Origin of the sequence: Streptomyces sp. NPDC005866 (assembly GCF_040629895.1) — a bacterium.
Taxonomy (GTDB): Bacteria; Actinomycetota; Actinomycetes; order Streptomycetales; family Streptomycetaceae; genus Streptomyces.
Genome location: NZ_JBEXWP010000010.1, coordinates 91,331 through 108,036 on the forward strand (window position 1 = coordinate 91,331; position 16,706 = coordinate 108,036).

Consider the following 16,706-nt stretch of genomic DNA (forward strand, 5'->3'; position numbering starts at 1 on the left):
GAGCTGCGGCTCCGCTAGCCTGGACGCACGATGAGCGACCGTATGACGACTGCGTGGGGCGAGTACGAGCTGTCCCGCTTCCCTCAGGATCCGAGCGACCGGCTGCGTGCCTGGGACGCCTCCGACGCCTATCTGCTGAGGCATCTCGCCGGGGAACGGATCGGGCTGTCCGGCACAGTCGTGGTCCTCGGCGACCGCTGGGGCGCGCTGGCCACGGCGCTGGCGGAGCACCGGCCGACGCAGATCACCGACTCGTACCTGAGCCAGGAGGCGACCCGGGCGAATCTGGCCCGCGCGGGTGTCGAGCCGGGTGCAGTACAGCTCCGCACCACCCAGGACCCGCCGCCGGAACGGGTGGACGTGCTGCTGGTGCGGGTGCCGAAGAGCCTCGCGCTGCTGGAGGACCAGCTGCTCAGGCTGGCGCCCGCCGTGCACGCGGGCACGGTCGTGATCGGCACCGGCATGGTGAAGGAGATCCATACGTCGACGCTGCGGCTGTTCGAGCGGCTCCTCGGTCCGACCCGCACCTCGCTGGCCGAACAGAAGGCCCGGCTGATCCACTGCGTTCCGGACCCGTCGCTTCGGCGGCCGGCGAATCCGTGGCCGTACAGCTACGAGCTCCCGGACGGCGTCGGCGCGGTCTCCGGGCGCACGGTCGTCAACCACGCGGGTGTCTTCTGTGCCGACCGGCTCGACATCGGTACCCGGTTCTTCCTCGGGCATCTGCCCGAGGGCGGGCGTCGGGTCGTGGACCTGGGGTGCGGCAACGGGGTCGTCGGTACGGCGGTGGCGCTGGCCGATCCGACGGCCGAGGTGCTGTTCGTCGACGAGTCGTTCCAGGCGGTGGCCTCGGCGGAGGCCACCTACAAGGCCAACGGGGTGCCCGGGCATGCCGAGTTCCGGGTCGGGGACGGGCTGGCCGGGGTCGCGGCCGGCAGTGTGGACCTGGTGCTGAACAACCCGCCGTTCCACTCCCACCAGACGACCACCGACGCGACGGCGTGGCGGATGTTCACCGGGGCGAAGCGGGCACTGCGGCCGGGCGGCGAGCTGTGGGTGGTCGGCAACCGGCATCTGGGTTATCACGTGAAGCTGCGCCGGCTGTTCGGCAACAGCCAACTGGTGGCGAGCGACCCGAAGTTCGTGGTGCTGAAGGCGGTCAAGCGGGGGTAGTCCCCAGGACGCCGATGATCCTCGTGACCTCGCGGGCCATCGCCTCCCTGGCGATACTGAGGTACTCGCGGGAGTCGACCGCCTCGGAGTGGTCGGCGAGGAAGCGGCGGATCGCGGCGGTCATCGCCATGTTGAGCGCCGTTCCGACGTTGACCTTGGCGATGCCGCCGGCGACCGCGGCGACCAGGCCGTCGTCCGGGACTCCGGAGGAGCCGTGCAGGACGAGCGGGACGGGCACGGCGGCGCTCAGGTGTGTGAGGAGGTCGCGGTCGAGGGCCGCGGTGCGGGTGGTCATGGCGTGCGAGCTGCCGATCGCCACGGCCAGCGCGTCGACGCCGGTCCCGGCGACGAAGGCACGTGCCTCCTCGGGATCGGTGCGTGCGCCGGCCGCATGGGCGTCCAGCGGCGGGTTGCCGTCCTTGCCGCCGACCTCGCCCAACTCGGCCTCGATCCACAGGCCTCGGGTGTGGGCCCAGTCGACGGCCGCCACGGTCGCTGCGAGGTTCTCGGCGTACGGCAGCCGGGATGCGTCGTACATCACGGAGCTGAAGCCGGCTCCGGGCGCCTGCCGGAGCAGCTCGTCGCTCTGGACGTGGTCGAGGTGCAACGCGACGGGCACGCGGGCACTTTCGGCGGCCGCGGTGGCTGCACGGGCGAGCGGGAGCAGCCGTCCGTGGCGGAACTTGACGGCGTTCTCGCTTACTTGGAGGACCACGGGCGAACCGGCCGTCTCGGCGCCGCTGACGACGGCCTCCACATGCTCCAGGGTGATCACGTTGAACGCGGCGACGGCGGACCGGGCTTCGGCGGCCCGGGTCGTCAACTCACCGGTGGCTGCGAGGGGCACGGTCACACCTCCCCGGACGGGGCGAGGATCACCGAGCGGGTGAGGTGGCGCGGCTTGTCGGGGTCGAGGCCCCGGGCGGCGGCGACGGCGACCGCGAGGCGCTGGGCGCGGACGAGTTCGGCGAGCGGATCGAGGGTGCCCTCGACCCACAGTCCCCCGGTGGCGCGGACCTGTTCGGCGAGTCCGGCGGGCGCCGGGCCGAGCATCCAGGTGGCCGTGGAGCGGGTGGTGACGGCGATCGGGCCGTGCCGGTACTCCATCGCCGGGTAGGCCTCGGTCCAGGACAGCGAGGCCTCGCGCATCTTCAGCGCGGCCTCGCTGGCGAGTCCCACGGTCCAGCCGCGCCCCAGGAAGGTGAACTGCGCGCACTGGACGAGCCCGGTCGGCAGGGGCGCCGACAGGGTGGCGCGGGCATCGGCGACCGCCGCGTCGGTGTGCAGGCCGAGGTGGGCGCGCAGGAGGGTGAGCGCGGTGGTCGCGAACCGGGTCTGGACGACGGAGCGTTCGTCCGCGAAGTCCAGGAGGACGAGGTCGTCGGCGGCCCGCGGCGCGGGCGTGTCGGGGTCGGCGGTGATCACGGCCGTGCGCACGCGCCCCTTCAACCGCCCGAGCAGTTCCAGCACTTCGGTGGTGGTACCGGACCGGGTCAGGGCGAGCACCCGGTCGTAGGAGCGCCCGCGCGGGAACTCCGACGCGGCGAAGGCGTCTGTCTCCCCCTGCCCCGCGGACTCGCGCAGTACGGCCGCCGCCTGGGCCATGTAGTACGAGGTGCCGCATCCGACGATCGCGACCCGCTCCCCCGCCGCCGGCAGCGCCCCCGCGTGCCGCCCCGCCTCTCCCGCGACCCGTATCCAGCACTCGGGCTGGCTGTACAGCTCGTCCTCGACATGCGTCATGCCGCACCCTCCCGGATTTGATTGTTCTTGCAAGATAGAGGCGACTTTCGAGCATAATCAAGCACTCTGTCGAAGATGGGGTGCGTTAGGGTCGCCAGGAGATCGAGGAACGGAGGCGGCGGATGTCGCGCGACGCCCGCTGGAAGGCGCTGCTCGAGTTGCTCGTCGAGCGCGGCCGCCTGGAGGTCGAGGAGGCGGCGGCAGAGCTGGCGGTGTCGGCGGCGACGATCCGCCGGGACCTCGACCAACTCGCCGAGCAGCAGATGCTGGTGCGCACCCGGGGCGGGGCGGTGGTGCACGGGGTGTCGTACGAACTGCCGTTGCGCTACAAGACCGCCCGGCGGGCCTCGGAGAAGCAGCGGATCGCCAAGGCGGTGGCGGAACTTGTCGCGCCCGGCGAGGCGGTGGGGCTGACCGGCGGTACGACCACCACGGAGGTGGCCCGCGCCCTGGCCGTGCGCGGGGACCTCACCACCGGCACGCCGGCGCTGACGGTCGTCACGAACGCACTCAACATCGCCAACGAGCTGGCTGTACGGCCCCAGTTCAAGATCGTGGTGACGGGTGGGGTGGCGCGCCCGCAGTCGTACGAGCTCATCGGGCCGCTCGCGGACGGCGTGCTGGGTCAGATCACGCTCGATGTGGCGGTGCTCGGGGTGGTCGCCTTCGACGTCGTGCACGGGGCCGCGGCCCACGACGAGGCGGAGGCCGCGATCAACAGGCTGCTGTGCGAGCGCGCCGCCCGCGTGATCGTCGCCGCCGACTCCAGCAAGCTGGGCGGGCGGGCGTTCGCCCGGATCTGCGCGGCGGAGCTGGTGGACACGCTGGTGACGGACACGGCGGCGGCGCCGGAGGATGTGCGCCGGTTCGAGGAGGCGGGGATCCGGGTCGTGATCGTGTGACGCTGCCGCGGACCCCTGTCACCTGCCGCTGGTGTCCGCGCTGACGAAGCCCGCGCCCCGCTGGTCGTTGCAGCCGAACACAGGCCGGTCGACCGGGTCGGGCCAGCTCTGCCGGGCCTGGAGGGCGACGCTCACCAGGGTCAGCAGCAGATCGACGTCGCTCGCGGCGTCGAGTCGTATCGTCACCCACTGCGAGCCGGGGACGATACGGATCGCCCCCGTACTCTTGAGGTCACTGGCGAAATGCCGGATGGCGCGCGTGGTGAGACGCAGGTCCACATCGCGGTCGGAGTGGAAGTGCGCGATCTCGCCCTGCGGCGAGTTCACCGCCTGCCCCAGACCACAGCTCGGTACCGCCTGGGTCAGGTCGGGCCAGGTCGCCAGTTGCGCCAGAGCGCGCGAGGCCAACGTCATGGAGCCATCATGGACCGCTCATTCTCCGGTAACCAACCAGAGAGCAGTTATTAACCGAGCTGTTGCCGAACTCTATCCGAACACGGATGTCGGGAACGAGCGCATATCCGCAGGATTTCAGCCGTTCGAGGGACGGAAGGTACGTCTCGGACGTCCGGGACGGGCGTGGCCAACGTCACGTTTCCCGGTGGCGATCGACCCCTGGGCCGGCCGGCAGCCCGGCGCTGCGGCCGTCGAGCGCGGTGAGCACCGAATCGGCGACTTCCGGGGTGCCGAAGGTGGCGTACGGCGCCAGCCGCAGGTGCCGCCGAGAGCGAGCAACTGGTGCGCCGGCGCGATAGCGCCGGTAGTCCCCCAGATGCAGGTCGAGTTCGGAGGTCGGTTGCAAGGCCCCGTCGACCGCCTCGCCACCGGGGCCGACCACCGTCACCTGGTCCGCGGCGAGTTGGCCGAACACCGCCCGGCCGGCGGAGAGCGTGCCCGAAGGGGAGGCCTAGGCGGTGTCGTCTGGATCATGCCGGCGTCGCGGGCCCTGGCACGCACTCCCCCAGAGTGGGTGCCCCCAGCCGTCGTCACTCCCCGACGTCCCCCAGCCTTCGGCCGGGGGTGCCCCCACCGCGTAGCCCGCCGCGGCAGCGGCTGATTGTCCAAGCCTCCTCCGCCTTGCAGTTGCACCACCAGACCCCGCTCGGCTCGGTCAAGAGGCACGGTTCCTCACTGCCGATCTGATCCAGACGACACCCCCTAGCTCGCCGGCAAACCCTTTCATGATCGAATCCCCGGTGCTGTGGGTCCTTGCCGGTGACGATCACCAGCCAACCGGCCCCGCGAGCGACTGACGACGGGGCTGCCCGGCGAATGAGGGGTGTACATAGGCCCCTACGAGCCGCTCCCCCACGCTCCACCCCTTGCGACACCCCGGCGCCTCCTCCTACGCTGATTTTGTGCCGCTAATAAACAAAACCCGATCGCACACCGTCGTGCCGGGTAGCACCGCCGCCCTCACCCGCCTGCGCGTCGCCATCACCGCACTCTTCGCCATGGACGGCTTCGTCTTCGCCGGCTGGGTGGTCCGGATCCCGGACATCAAGCACCAGACCCATGCCTCGGTCGGCACGCTGGGGCTCGCACTGCTCGGCGTCTCGGCCGGCGCCGTGATCACCATGACCCTGACGGGGCGACTCTGCCGCCGGTACGGCAGCCACCCGGTGACGCTGGTCTGTGCCGTGCTGCTCTCACTGAGCGTCGCGCTGCCCCCACTCACCCACTCGGTGGCGGCACTCGGCGCCGTCCTGCTCGTGTTCGGCGCGGCATACGGCGGACTGAACGTGGCGTTCAACAGCGCAGCGGTCGACTTGGTCGCCGCCCTCGGCCGCCCGATCATGCCGAGCTTCCACGCGGCGTTCAGCCTGGGCGGCATGATCGGAGCGGGGCTGGGCGGCCTGGTCGCCGACTCGCTCTCCCCCACGCGCCACCTGCTCGCGCTCACCGTGATCGGCCTGCTGGTCACGGCCGTCACCGCCCACACGCTCCTGCGGTACGACACCCCGGCCCCCCACGCCGAGCGGCACCACGACTCCGCCCCGCGCCGCCTGGACACCCGCACCCGCCGAATGGTCATCGTCTTCGGACTGATCGCCCTGTGCACGGCGTACGGCGAGGGCGCGATGGCCGACTGGGGCGCGCTCCACCTCCGGCAGGATCTGGATGCGTCGCCGGGTCTCGCGGCGGCCGGTTACACGTGTTTCGCGTTGGCCATGACGGTCGGCCGGGCGAGTGGAACGAGGCTGCTGGAGCGGCTCGGGCGGTCCAGGACCGTGATCTTCGGCGGCAGCACGGCAGCGGCCGGCATGCTGCTCGGTTCCCTCGCACCATGGATATGGGCAACGCTGCTCGGCTTCGCGATCACGGGCCTGGGCCTGGCCAACCTGTTCCCGGTGGCGGTGGAGCGGGCGGGCGCCCTGGCCGGTCCGTCGGGCGTCGCGACGGCGTCCACGCTCGGTTACGGCGGCATGCTGCTGGGCCCGCCCGCGATCGGTTTCATGGCTGACTGGACTTCACTGCCGACGGCGCTGACGAGCGTGGCGGTACTGGCAGGGACAGCCACGCTGATAGGCGCGACGAGCAAGTGACGGACCAGGGGCTGTTCGGCACCGCCGAAGGCCCCGTCGTGGCTGAGCACCGATGCGACGGATCGAAGGGACTCAGTCCAGCAAGGCCGGCTCCCGCACCGGGCACTCGGTCGCCGGAGCGATCCCGGTGGACTTCCGGGCCGTGCTGTTCACCGCCGTCGCAGGCTGTCCGCTGTGCTGGCTGCGCGACCGCAGCGGCTCCCTGCCGGTGCCGATGGCCCTGCACTGGGCGGTCAAGTGCGCGGTGTTGCGGTAGATGCATCAACTCGGCGCGGAGCGGGCACGGCTGTGACCTGCTCGGAGGCTCGCGGGTGGGTCGTTCGTTCAGGTATGTGAGGATGTCTGGCCTCGGGCGATGCAGGTCCAACGCCACGATGTTGCATCAGGTGCAACCGTGGGAGCGGCTGTGCAGACTGTCGACGTGCCGGGCGCGTTTCGGCTGATTGTTCCGGGAAACGGGCGGGTATTGGACCCGGCGCCGGCGATGTTCGACGCGATGCTGCGCGGTCGGGAGCAACAGCAGCGAAGTCGGCTGCTGACGAAGAAGACGATCGCCGACCGGATGAGCCTGGTGCGGCGGTTCGCGCTGTTCGCGGCGACGTACCCGTGGGAGTGGACCCCGGAGGACGTCGAGGCGTATTTCTCCCACCATTGTCGGGCACCTCGCCGCTGGCGCATTCGACGGTGCGAGGGCAGCAGGGCGATCTGCAGATGTTCTGCGCGTTCGTCAGTGACCGCCGCTACGGCTGGGCGGCCGCCCGAGCCACCGCCCTGGTCCAGCTCGCCCAGGACATGCCTCCGGCCGTCCTCGCAGCCATGCTCGGCCTCCACCTCAACACCGTCAGGCGAGGGCGCTCCCGCGCGGTCACCGACTGGACCGCCTACCTGCAAGCCCGGGCCTCCAGTCGGGCGGCTCCGCACCTCGACTACGGCACGTCACCAGCCCGCGTCAACCCGAAGCACGCCACGTCGAACACCGGATGACGGCATCCAGTGGCTGTACGGATTTCCATGATCGACGTCAATCACTCCCGCATCAGGCAGCAGTCGTCGCGGTGCGCAGTCGGTCCGGAAGATGACGCCGGTGAGTCCCTCGGACAGGGTCCACAGATGGCGGGCGGTTTCCGGGTCGCTGGCTGTCCTGGCGCGGCCGACGAGGGTGGGGGCGCCGGTGCGCTCGCTGCTGCCGTCGGGTCCGACGTTGCACACAGCTGATCGAGCACGCCCAGCGCCGCAACGAGGTGCGCCAGGGCCCGGTCGACCCGGCCAGGCACAAGGCGTACCCACGTATGTCGACCGGATCGCCGCGGTGCCGGGAGGAGAAGCGAAGGCGGGCGGTAGCGGGTATGCGGCGCGTCGCTTCACACGCCCCGGGTGGCCGCTGGCGGGCGATGTCCGTCTCCACTGTCGGACCAACGCACATCGATCGAGTGAGCCACGAGCGAAGACCCTCATGACAACCTGTCAGGCCACTAGGCAGGAAACAGGTCACTGACCAGCCAGGCGGAGAGCCGCAAGTACAGAACCGGTCAGTACTTCGAGGGGCGTTCGCGTGGGTCGAAGTCGGCCCACAGGACCTCGGAGTCGTGGACCTCGCCGGTCGGCTTCAGGCCCAGGGCCTTCGCGATGCCGGCCGACGCTCGATGACCGGGATGCACATGGGCCACAAACCCGGCGACCCCCTGGGAGCGCAGCCACAGGGCCATCGCCAAGGCCCCTTCCTTGCCATAGCCGACACCTTGGAAGGCGTGGCCGACAACCCATGCGAGTTCGGCTTCGACGCGGCCGGGACCGGGGTGGTAGAGCGTTGCCTGCACTGTTCCGACCAGCTGCCCGTCGCTTCTATTCCGGAGCATCCAATTCAGCCAACCCTGCCGCCCGTCGGGTGAGTGGCCAACGGCCTGCCGCCGGTAGCGCTGCTCCAGCTCTTCTCGTGTGGGCGGTGTGCCTCCGATCCATTCATGCAAACGCTTGTCGTTGAGGATTTCCTCAGCTTCTTCGACATGCGTGATTGCTAGCGGTTCCAGTAGCAAACGATCCCCTTGGAGTAGAGGGGCGGTCGGCCAGGAGTTGGTTTCAGGCATGCGGTGATCTTAACTCCCATCCGCAAGGGCGCCTCTCCAGTCATATTCGCCCCCAGCCAACATAAGGGCCTCTGGCGTGAAAGGTTTCGATCCTTTAGTTTGTTTGATCGTTGTACCGAGCAAGGAAAATGGGCGCGATGCCCGAAATAGGAGGCAGAAGTATGGCGAACGAAACGGACGTCACCACTCAGAACCCCGACCTCATGCTCGACGCCGAACTGGACGCGGCTGCGCTGGAAGCCGCGCTTCCCACGCTGGCCGAGAAGCTCGGACTTCTGTCCGACGAACTCACCGCGGACGAGCGTGCCGTGCTCAGCTCCATCGTCACCTCGGCCAGCCTGCACCTGCGTGAGCTGCAGAAGGACAACGAGGAAGCGCTGTTCATCTTCGCGAAGCCGATCTCGGCGGCTGCCACACCGGAGATCCGGATGGGTCTGATCGACCTTCCCGGACAGCTGGGGTTCACCGGAGAGTAGTAACTCCCCGATGGACGGGCGCTAGTCCCAAGCACAGTCAGTAAAAACTGGAGAGAAAGTCAGGGGATCTAAATATGACATCTGCGGAGGAAGCTTCGGCGTTGGTGCAGCGGTTGTCTCAGCTGTCGACGGATCTGACCGCCGCAGAAAGGGAGAACCTGAAATTCCTCCTGAGCATGGCCGCGGGCGGTGTGCTCAGCGGCCATGCTCAACAAATTCCAGAAAACCTACGGGAGAGCGCCCTCGGCGCTACGCAGCATTCACTGCCGAAGCTCCAGGCGGGGGGCCGGGACAAATTCCCCACGGGTGTGGTGTTCTACGGCCGGGCATCTTTCCTGTCCGATGAGGACCTCGCCGCACTGGACCAGGAATCACACGCCTGCCGTCCCGTCGCCGAACGCTTCCTCGACCACTACGTTGCCTCCAGTGCCCCCGTGGCCAGGGACATCTCGCTTTCTCAGCCCATCCGTAAGTTCCTCAACGAGGTCGTCGGTGCCGTCGCGCCGACACGTAGGGCGAATCACCTGTACTACGACGAGCCCGACCTCGGTATCGATCCGCACGTCGACAAGGACGAGTTCTCTCTCAACATCCTCACCATGCTCGAACACCGGGCCAGCGGCGAGCAACGGTCCGAACTCATTCTTCATCCGCCGGACCACGAGGCGATCCGCTTCCATTTGCAGCCGGGAGAGTCCCTCGTCTTCTTCGCGGACAGTGTCACGCACCAGCGCACCCGAACCGTCGAGGGCGAGGCGATCCGTCTGGTGTCCTTCGGCTACCGCACCCTTGGGGGAACACATGAGTGACACGTCGACCATGGGCCGCCGCCTCGCCGGTCTGCACGAGCGGCTCACGCCGGCCGAACAGGCGAATCTGAAGCTGATCCTGGGGCTGTCCGCCGGACGCCTGGTGGCCTCGACCGAGGCCGAGGCGGCGCCGGGCCGCGAAGCGGTGACCGACGCGCTGGAGATGCTCTGCCCCTACGACGTACCGGACCCGCGCGGGGTGCGGTACCGGGGACGCCCCGACTTTCTCACCGACGAACTGCTGACGTCCCTGATCGACGAGTCCGGGCAGGTCGGCAAGACCGCGCTGCCCTACGACGAGCACTACCTCGGCTACGGCGGCCCAGTCGCCAGCCGCCTGGCGACCAGCCGGGAACTGGCCGACCTGGTGGCCACGGTCGTACCGAAGGCGGAGGCGACCGGTGTGGCGAGCTATCTGTACTACCGCGACGCCGGTCAGGGCATCGTCCCGCACATCGACACCGACATCTTCTCGCTGAACGTGCTGATGATGCTCGCGCACGATATTCCCGAGGGGACACCCGAGCCCTCAGCGCTGCACATGCACTACGCGGATGGCAGCAAGGAACGGTTCCAACTGGAGCCCGGCGAGGTCGTCATCTTCCTGGCCGGCACGCAGGCGCACAGCCGCACGCCGATCCGCGAGAACGAGCGGGTCTCCATCCTCACGTTCGGATTCATGCCCGAGGGCGCCCCGCTGGAGAACTACAAGCGATGACCGTCGCCCTCGGAATCCACTGCGGACACGAGTCTTCCTGCGCCGTTGTCCGGGACGGTGTCCTGCTGGCCGCGATCCAGCAGGAGCGGGTCACCCGGCGCAAGTACGACGGCCAGGAGGCGCTGACCAACAGGCTCCCGGTCCGGGAGGTGCTGGCCGCGGCTGGCCTGGTCCTGGAAGACGTCGACGTCATCGTCAGTTCCTTCCAGGCCGCGGGCCCTTCCGGCGTGGGCCTCCAGCGGCCCCTGGTGTCATCCTCCTTCGACCTCTTCGACCCGTTCGACGAACGCCACCAGGTGGTGTCCCACCACCTGGCGCACGCGGCATCCGCCCTGTACGCATCGGGCTTCTCGGAAGCGACCGTGCTGGTCTCGGACAGCGCCGGCACCTCGTCACGGGACGGCGCCGACTTCCACGTTCCGTTCCCGGAGTTCTTCCGCACGTACTACAGCGACGCGACGTCGCCACGACTCTTCACCGAGATGCGTTCCATGTACGCGTTCCGGCAGGACCGGTTCGAACTGCTGGAGCGGGCGTTCAGCGAACCGCACAACCAGCCGGACGTGTTCGTACAGAGCGAAGCGAGCCTGTACGACAACGTCGCCCGATTCCTCTTCCGCAAGGAGCACGCCCACGGCCAGTTGATGGCACTGGCCGCGCTGCCCTTCGACCAGCCCCCCCGAGTGACCGTCAATGACATTCTCACGAGCGGTCCCCGGCCGCGGCTGCGCAACGGCTGGCAGATCCTGGAGACGACCACCGACGTCACACAGAGCGCCGATGTCGCACACGCGGTGCAGGTAGCGTTCAACCGGCTCATCGTCAGCCATGCTGCACAGGCCGTCGAACTCAGTGGGATACCGGACCTGTGCTGCGCGGGCGGTGTCTTTCTGAACCTGTCAGGGAACACCGCCATCGGCGCGCTGCCGCAGGTGCGCAACCTGTACGTGCCGTCCTGTCCCCACGACGCGGGCATCTCCGTCGGCGCCGCCTATCTCGGCTGGGCGCGCACCTCGCGGACACAGACCGTGGCTTCGGTGAAGGTCACCTCCGATTTCCTGGGACGCGCCGCCGAACCGGTCACACCACAGGAAGCGCAGCGCCAGGGATACGCCGTCTCCGCGACCGCGGACCTGAGCCGACGGGCCGCCGAGGTACTGCTGGACGGGGCGATCCTGGTCAGGTACGCCGGCCGGGCCGAGTTCGGCCCGCGGGCGCTCGGGAACAGGTCGATCCTGTGTCACCCGGTCGCCTGCGCCAACGCCCGGTCCAAGCTGAACCGGATCAAGAAGAGGCAGCCATGGCGGCCCGTCGCCCCGATGGTGCGGACCGAGGACCTCACGACCTATTTCATCGGGCCCACGGAAGCACCGTTCATGAACTACGACTTCGAGGTGCGCGAGGAATACCGTGCCGTGCTGAAGGAGATCGTGCACGCGGACGGCTCGGCGCGGGTGCAGACGGTCACGGCTGACGACAACCCCGCGATCCACGACATCCTCACGCAGATGGCCGAGACGGGACAGATCCCGGTCCTGGTCAACACCTCCCTCAACGGACCCACCCAGCCGATCATCGAGTCCGCGTCGGACGCGCTGGCGTTCTCCCGTCACCCGGACATCGGGTTCCTGCTCACCGAGGACGGCCTGTTCGCGTCTCCCTCGCCCCTGAAGATCCCCGTCCGCCGCGCGGAGGCGACCGTTATGGCCGTCTTCGGGACGGGCGACAGCACCCGGTACGTACTGAGTAACGCAGGCGCCCAGGTCCCGGTCGGCCGAGACCTGTTCGTGTCCCTGCTGGAGCAGGAATCCGTGCTGACCGACAGCACCGCCGCCGACGTCGTCGAGTGCCTGCGCGCTGGCGTACTGGCGGAAGCCTGAAAACCCGAACGCCCGACAACAGACACCGAGAAGAGCCCGAGGACGGATGACGACCACCATCGAACCACTGAGAGAGAACAACGCGCTGGCAGTGTCCCTGCCGGTGGCGAACTTTCTCTCGTTCTTCGCCATCGCCGCCGTCGAGTTCTCAGTGCCTTTCGTCGCCGTAGACACCCTGGGCGCCAACGCGACGATCGTCGCGCTGCTCGGCATCTGCCGCTTCGCTCCCCAGGTGCTGCTGGCCGGTCCAGCGGCCCGACTCGTCGAACGGTTCGACCAGCGGGCCGTCATGATCGGCTCCGAGTTGCTGCGAGCCGTCGCCTTCGCACTGGCAGCGCTCGGCCTCGCTTTCGCACCCGGCGTGGCGATCGGCGTCTTCTGTCTGGCGAACATCTCCCTGGCCTGCGGCTCCATCCTGACCGCGGTCTCGACCCAGGTACTGATCCCGCAAGCCTTCACCGATGAAGCTCTGCCGAAGATCTACTCACGTCTTGGCATGGCCGAGTCGTCCGCCGACGCGGCGGCACCTTTTGTGACCGGTCTCGCCCTGGCCGCCGTCGGCCTGACGCCCACGTTCGCCTCAGCCGCGGTCCTGGCCCTGGCCGCGTGCGGGCTGCTGGCGCGCATCCCTCGCGTGCGCGTACCGAACGGCAGCGCATCCGACGAAAAGGCCGAGGGACCGGGCACAGCAGATGCAGAGCCAACAGGAGACGCCGCCCCTGCCAGGAAAAGCACGCTGCGCGGCGGCCTGGCCATCAACTTCCGTACATCGGCGCTGCGTACCGTCACCGTCTGGTCTCTGTCGTACAACTTTGGGCAGTGCGTCATCGAGGCCGTCCTGCTGATCACACTGCTTCATACGACGCCCCTGTCCGCGACGACATACGGCGTCATCCGCAGCTGCTCGGTGCTGTTCGCCGTTCTCGGTGCCTTTGTCGCCGAACGGCTCCCGCGAGCGCTCCGCAGCGGATGGGGGACCTCGCTGTTCGGCTGCGGGGCGGTCGGCGCCTACACCGTGATCGGGCTCGGAGCGTACATGGGAGGTACCGGGGGGCTGCTGCTGGTGCTCGCGGGATTCGTCATCGACGAGTTCTGCTCGGGCGTCGTCCTGGTCCGGGTTCAGACATTCCGGGCCCGGGCCATCACCGACGCGGAACGGCCCATGGCTACAGCCTCCTACCGCGCTGCGAACCTCACAGCGGTACCTGTAGGGCTCGCGGTCGGCGGAGTGGCCGGCGTGCTGATGAATTCAGCAACCCTATTGCTGACCATTGGGCTGCTCATGGTCATACCAGCAGCTGTGATCTGGTCCCGGGCAGTTCGGGAATCCGAGCCCACCACGGCCTGACCACGCGCTGATGCGGAAGATTGGCTACGTGCAGTCGCCGTGTGCTGTGGCGACGTGTCGGCCGGACGGCGGGCGTCCGCTTCCGCCCGGCCGGACAGGATCTCGGTCATCGTCTCCCGCGTGATGGCGGCCTCGGATATCGCGCGCTTTGAATGACGCTCCCCGCCAGTCAACGCACTGGGGACTCGGTGGGGTTCCTGCTGCGCCAGGGGCCTGCTGTGCCGGCGAGTGCCGCATCGGGCAGACTCGCGGCATGGAGACTGCCGAGTTTCTTCAGATCCTCGACCGGGAGGGCCGGGCGTTGGCCGCGGCCGGCACGGAGGCGGGCCTCGACGCCGAGGTGCCGACCTGCCCGGGCTGGCAGGTGCGCGACCTGCTGCGGCACACGGGCACCATCCACCGGTGGGCCGCCAGTGTCGTCGCCGACGCCCACCCCGGCCCCCGGCCCATCCCGGACCCGCCCGACCTCGACGGCACCGACCTGACCACCTGGTTCCGCGACGGCCACCATCACCTCGTCGGCACCCTCGCCGCTGCCCCGCGGAACCTGACGTGCTGGACCTTCCACCCCGCCCCCGTCTCCTCACCACTGGCCTTCTGGCTGCGCCGGCAGGCTCATGAGACGACCGTCCACCGGTACGACGCCGAGGCCGCCCGGGGCGGGCCGGCGTCCCCGATCGCCTCGGACTTCGCGGTCGACGGCATCGACGAACTGCTGCGCGGCTTCCACGCCCGCACCCGCAGCCGGGTCCGCTCCGAACACCCGCGGGTGCTCCGGGTGCGCGCCGCGGACACGGACGCGGCATGGGCCGTACGGCTGTCGGCACAACCGCCCGTCACGGAACTCGGCGCACTCCATGGGGCGATGGCCGAACCCTCTGGCGCAATGGCCGAACTCTCGGGTCCTGCCGACGAGTTGTACCTGGCGCTGTGGAACCGGATACCGGTGCCGAAGGTGACCGGCGACCCGGAACTGGTCGACCTGTGGCGCACCAGGTCCGGGATCTGACCGCCGGTTCTAGCCGGCCAGCATCCGGGTGAGCACCGCGCGCTGCACCGGCAGCACCTGGCCGTGCAGCGCGCGCCCCTTGCCCGTCAGCGCCACCCGCACGCCCCGCCGGTCCTCCGGGCACATGGTCCGCTCGACCAGGCCGTCCTTCTCCAGCCGGGCGACCAGCCGGGACAGCGCGCTCTGGCTGAGGTGCACCCGCTCAGCGATCTCCTGGACGCGGTAGCTGCAGGCGCCGTCCGCCGCCGGACCGTCGGAGAGCAGGTCGAGTACCTCGAAGTCACTGGCGCACAGGCCGTGGTCGTGCAGGACGCGGTCGAGTTCGCACTGGGTGCGGGCGTGCAGGGCCAGAATGTCCCGCCACTGCTCCACGAGTGCCTGCTCGGGCTTCTTCGCCGCCATCCCGGCACCGTAGCAGAGAAACAGGATTGTTGCATCGTAATTAAATGCGCTTACATTGAATGCATATGCATGTAATGTCCGCATGACCTCTCCGCTCACCGCCCCTCCTTTCAAGGGACGCTGGACTCCCCGGCTCTGGGGCACACTGCTGGTGCTTTGCGCCGCGATGTTCCTGGACGCGCTCGATGTGTCGATGGTCGGCGTCGCCCTGCCCTCGATCGGCTCCGACCTGCACCTGTCGACCTCGACGCTGCAATGGATCGTCAGCGGCTACATCCTGGGATACGGCGGCCTGCTGCTGCTCGGCGGCCGTACCGCCGACCTGCTGGGCCGGCGCCAGGTGTTCCTCGTGGCCCTCGGCGTCTTCGCGCTCGCCTCGCTGCTCGGCGGCCTCGTCGACTCGGGCCCGCTGCTGATCGGCAGCCGCTTCATCAAGGGCCTGAGCGCGGCCTTCACCGCTCCGGCCGGCCTCTCAATCATCACGACCACGTTCCCGGAGGGCCCGCTGCGCAACCGTGCCCTCGCCATCTACACCACTTGCGCGGCCACCGGCTTCTCCATGGGCCTGGTGCTGTCCGGCCTGCTCACCGAGGCCAGTTGGCGCCTCACCATGCTGCTGCCCGCCCCCATCGCCCTGATCGCGCTCGTGGCCGGCCTCAAGCTGCTGCCGCGCAGCTCCCGCGAACGCGACCACAACGGCTACGACATCCCCGGCGCGGTCCTCGGCACCGCCTCGATGCTGCTCCTGGTGTTCACCGTGGTGGAGGCCCCACAGGTCGGCTGGGCTTCGGCCCGCACCCTGCTGTCGTTCCTCGCGGTCGCCGTCCTGCTCACCGCCTTCGTCCGGGTCGAACGCCGTTCCCCCGGCCCGCTCATCCGGCTCGGCGTGCTGCGCTCGGGCAGCCAGGTCCGCGCCCAGCTCGGCGCGGTCGCCTTCTTCGGCTCGTACGTCGGCTTCCAGTTCCTGACCACCCTCTACATGCAGTCCGTGCTCGGCTGGTCGGCGCTGCACACCGCCCTGGCCTTCCTGCCCGCGGGCGCGCTGGTGGCGGTGTCCTCGACCAGGGTCGGTGCGATCGTGGACCGCTTCGGCACCCCGCGGCTGATAGCGACGGGCTTCGCGTTCATGGTCCTCGGATACGTCCTGTTCCTGCGCGTCGACCTCGACCCCGTCTACGCGGCGGTGATCCTGCCGTCGATGCTGCTGATCGGCGCTGCCTGCGCGCTGGTCTTCCCCTCGCTCAACATCCAGGCCACCAACGGGGTGGACGACCACGAGCAGGGCATGGTCTCCGGGCTCCTCAACACCTCGGTGCAGGTGGGCGGCGCGATCTTCCTGGCGATCGTGACGGCGGTGGTCACCGCCGGCGCCCCGGCCCATGCGACCCCGCAGGCGGTCCTCGACAGCTACCGCCCCGGCTTCATGGTGGTGGCGGGCGTGGCCCTCGCCGGCTTCCTGATCACACTCACCGGACTGCTCACCCGGCGTGGGCAGCAGACCGTCGTGATCGCCAAGTCCACGTCCCTGGAGGCGGAGCGCGTGTCCGTCAGCGACTGACGGAACCCTCCGAACGTGCGCCCGGCGGGGCAGGTTGCTCCGCCGGGCGCACGGCTGT

18 protein-coding genes and 1 pseudogene are annotated in these 16,706 nt (G+C 69.3%); 12 read left to right on the plus strand and 7 right to left on the minus strand.

The window, feature by feature from the left end:
* The first annotated feature begins 42 nt into the window (after positions 1-42).
* Positions 43-1,173, plus strand: a complete 1,131-nt coding sequence (locus tag ABZ396_RS16925; RefSeq protein ID WP_358918225.1) for a methyltransferase — start codon at positions 43-45, stop codon at positions 1,171-1,173.
* Here ABZ396_RS16925 and ABZ396_RS16930 read toward each other — a convergent pair.
* Positions 1,160-2,020, minus strand: a complete 861-nt coding sequence (locus tag ABZ396_RS16930; protein ID WP_358918227.1) for a class II fructose-bisphosphate aldolase — start codon at positions 2,018-2,020, stop codon at positions 1,160-1,162. The genes ABZ396_RS16925 and ABZ396_RS16930 overlap by 14 nt on opposite strands.
* 2 nt (positions 2,021-2,022) lie before the next feature.
* A complete protein-coding gene (locus ABZ396_RS16935) occupies positions 2,023-2,916 on the minus strand; it encodes an SIS domain-containing protein (RefSeq protein ID WP_358918229.1) in 894 nt (297 codons plus the stop codon).
* Positions 2,917-3,038: 122 nt separating this feature from the next.
* Here ABZ396_RS16935 and ABZ396_RS16940 point away from each other — a divergent pair, with 122 nt between their 5' ends.
* Positions 3,039-3,818, plus strand: a complete 780-nt coding sequence (locus ABZ396_RS16940) for a DeoR/GlpR family DNA-binding transcription regulator (protein ID WP_358918231.1) — start codon at positions 3,039-3,041, stop codon at positions 3,816-3,818.
* A gap of 18 nt (positions 3,819-3,836) precedes the next feature.
* On the opposite strand, the gene ABZ396_RS16945 is transcribed toward ABZ396_RS16940, so the two are convergent.
* Positions 3,837-4,232 carry a luciferase family protein gene (locus ABZ396_RS16945; protein WP_358918233.1) on the minus strand — a complete coding sequence of 132 codons (396 nt, stop codon included), beginning with the start codon at positions 4,230-4,232 and terminating at the stop codon, positions 3,837-3,839.
* A gap of 175 nt (positions 4,233-4,407) precedes the next feature.
* Positions 4,408-4,689, minus strand: coding sequence for a hypothetical protein (locus ABZ396_RS16950; RefSeq protein WP_358918235.1), 282 nt, complete (start codon positions 4,687-4,689; stop codon positions 4,408-4,410).
* 523 nt (positions 4,690-5,212) lie between these two features.
* Here ABZ396_RS16950 and ABZ396_RS16955 point away from each other — a divergent pair.
* From ABZ396_RS16955 to ABZ396_RS16965, 3 genes are all read left to right on the plus strand, one after another.
* Positions 5,213-6,364, plus strand: coding sequence for an MFS transporter (locus tag ABZ396_RS16955; RefSeq protein ID WP_358918237.1), 1,152 nt, complete (start codon positions 5,213-5,215; stop codon positions 6,362-6,364).
* Positions 6,365-6,416: 52 nt separating this feature from the next.
* Positions 6,417-6,620, plus strand: coding sequence for a CPBP family intramembrane glutamic endopeptidase (locus ABZ396_RS16960; RefSeq protein WP_358918239.1), 204 nt, complete (start codon positions 6,417-6,419; stop codon positions 6,618-6,620).
* A 428-nt stretch (positions 6,621-7,048) separates the two neighbouring features.
* Positions 7,049-7,348: a hypothetical protein gene (locus ABZ396_RS16965; RefSeq protein WP_358918241.1), complete on the plus strand. Its 300-nt coding sequence runs from the start codon at positions 7,049-7,051 to the stop codon at positions 7,346-7,348.
* Between the two features lie 87 nt (positions 7,349-7,435).
* On the opposite strand, the pseudogene ABZ396_RS16970 reads toward ABZ396_RS16965, so the two are convergent.
* Together ABZ396_RS16970 and ABZ396_RS16975 are read right to left on the minus strand one after the other, a co-directional pair.
* Positions 7,436-7,564: pseudogene (locus tag ABZ396_RS16970) on the minus strand (oxidoreductase); the annotation flags it as partial.
* A gap of 329 nt (positions 7,565-7,893) precedes the next feature.
* Positions 7,894-8,448 carry a GNAT family N-acetyltransferase gene (locus ABZ396_RS16975; protein WP_358918243.1) on the minus strand — a complete coding sequence of 185 codons (555 nt, stop codon included), beginning with the start codon at positions 8,446-8,448 and terminating at the stop codon, positions 7,894-7,896.
* 161 nt (positions 8,449-8,609) lie between these two features.
* On the opposite strand from ABZ396_RS16975, the gene ABZ396_RS16980 reads away from it, so the two are divergent.
* The 6 genes from ABZ396_RS16980 to ABZ396_RS17005 all read left to right on the plus strand — a co-directional run bounded on the left by ABZ396_RS16980 (position 8,610) and on the right by ABZ396_RS17005 (position 14,688).
* Positions 8,610-8,924 (plus strand): hypothetical protein, encoded by a 315-nt coding sequence (locus tag ABZ396_RS16980; RefSeq protein WP_358918245.1) that lies wholly within the window; start codon positions 8,610-8,612, stop codon positions 8,922-8,924.
* A gap of 74 nt (positions 8,925-8,998) precedes the next feature.
* Positions 8,999-9,733: a hypothetical protein gene (locus ABZ396_RS16985; RefSeq protein WP_358918247.1), complete on the plus strand. Its 735-nt coding sequence runs from the start codon at positions 8,999-9,001 to the stop codon at positions 9,731-9,733.
* Complete coding sequence (locus ABZ396_RS16990) at positions 9,726-10,451, plus strand: hypothetical protein (RefSeq protein WP_358918249.1); 726 nt, start codon at positions 9,726-9,728, stop codon at positions 10,449-10,451. The genes ABZ396_RS16985 and ABZ396_RS16990 overlap by 8 nt, the downstream gene beginning before the upstream one ends.
* Positions 10,448-12,331, plus strand: coding sequence for a carbamoyltransferase C-terminal domain-containing protein (locus tag ABZ396_RS16995; RefSeq protein ID WP_358918251.1), 1,884 nt, complete (start codon positions 10,448-10,450; stop codon positions 12,329-12,331). Before ABZ396_RS16990 ends, ABZ396_RS16995 begins: the two co-directional genes overlap by 4 nt.
* Before the next feature lie 91 nt (positions 12,332-12,422).
* A complete protein-coding gene (locus ABZ396_RS17000) occupies positions 12,423-13,679 on the plus strand; it encodes an MFS transporter (protein ID WP_359184880.1) in 1,257 nt (418 codons plus the stop codon).
* Between the two features lie 253 nt (positions 13,680-13,932).
* Positions 13,933-14,688, plus strand: coding sequence for a maleylpyruvate isomerase family mycothiol-dependent enzyme (locus tag ABZ396_RS17005; protein WP_358918255.1), 756 nt, complete (start codon positions 13,933-13,935; stop codon positions 14,686-14,688).
* A 9-nt stretch (positions 14,689-14,697) separates the two neighbouring features.
* Here ABZ396_RS17005 and ABZ396_RS17010 read toward each other — a convergent pair whose 3' ends face one another.
* Entirely contained in the window at positions 14,698-15,090 is a 393-nt protein-coding gene (locus ABZ396_RS17010) for a MarR family transcriptional regulator (RefSeq protein WP_358918257.1), read from the minus strand.
* A gap of 82 nt (positions 15,091-15,172) precedes the next feature.
* On the opposite strand from ABZ396_RS17010, the gene ABZ396_RS17015 reads away from it, so the two are divergent.
* The gene (locus ABZ396_RS17015; RefSeq protein ID WP_358918259.1) at positions 15,173-16,648 is read left to right on the plus strand and encodes an MFS transporter; all 1,476 of its coding nucleotides are present in this window, start codon (positions 15,173-15,175) and stop codon (positions 16,646-16,648) included.
* The last annotated feature ends 58 nt before the right edge of the window (positions 16,649-16,706 follow it).

Excerpts from the sequence above, each read along its gene's own strand:
- ABZ396_RS16925 (WP_358918225.1), top strand. The coding sequence starts at position 43 with ATGACGACTGCGTGGGGCGAGTACGAGCTGTCCCGCTTCCCTCAGGAT.
- ABZ396_RS16935 (WP_358918229.1), bottom strand. The coding sequence starts at position 2,916 with ATGACGCATGTCGAGGACGAGCTGTACAGCCAGCCCGAGTGCTGGATA.
- ABZ396_RS16940 (WP_358918231.1), top strand. The coding sequence starts at position 3,039 with ATGTCGCGCGACGCCCGCTGGAAGGCGCTGCTCGAGTTGCTCGTCGAG.
- ABZ396_RS16945 (WP_358918233.1), bottom strand. The coding sequence starts at position 4,232 with ATGACGTTGGCCTCGCGCGCTCTGGCGCAACTGGCGACCTGGCCCGAC.
- ABZ396_RS16960 (WP_358918239.1), top strand. The coding sequence starts at position 6,417 with ATGCGACGGATCGAAGGGACTCAGTCCAGCAAGGCCGGCTCCCGCACC.
- ABZ396_RS16975 (WP_358918243.1), bottom strand. The coding sequence starts at position 8,448 with ATGCCTGAAACCAACTCCTGGCCGACCGCCCCTCTACTCCAAGGGGAT.
- ABZ396_RS16980 (WP_358918245.1), top strand. The coding sequence starts at position 8,610 with ATGGCGAACGAAACGGACGTCACCACTCAGAACCCCGACCTCATGCTC.
- ABZ396_RS16985 (WP_358918247.1), top strand. The coding sequence starts at position 8,999 with ATGACATCTGCGGAGGAAGCTTCGGCGTTGGTGCAGCGGTTGTCTCAG.
- ABZ396_RS16990 (WP_358918249.1), top strand. The coding sequence starts at position 9,726 with ATGAGTGACACGTCGACCATGGGCCGCCGCCTCGCCGGTCTGCACGAG.
- ABZ396_RS16995 (WP_358918251.1), top strand. The coding sequence starts at position 10,448 with ATGACCGTCGCCCTCGGAATCCACTGCGGACACGAGTCTTCCTGCGCC.
- ABZ396_RS17005 (WP_358918255.1), top strand. The coding sequence starts at position 13,933 with ATGGAGACTGCCGAGTTTCTTCAGATCCTCGACCGGGAGGGCCGGGCG.
- ABZ396_RS17010 (WP_358918257.1), bottom strand. The coding sequence starts at position 15,090 with ATGGCGGCGAAGAAGCCCGAGCAGGCACTCGTGGAGCAGTGGCGGGAC.
- ABZ396_RS17015 (WP_358918259.1), top strand. The coding sequence starts at position 15,173 with ATGACCTCTCCGCTCACCGCCCCTCCTTTCAAGGGACGCTGGACTCCC.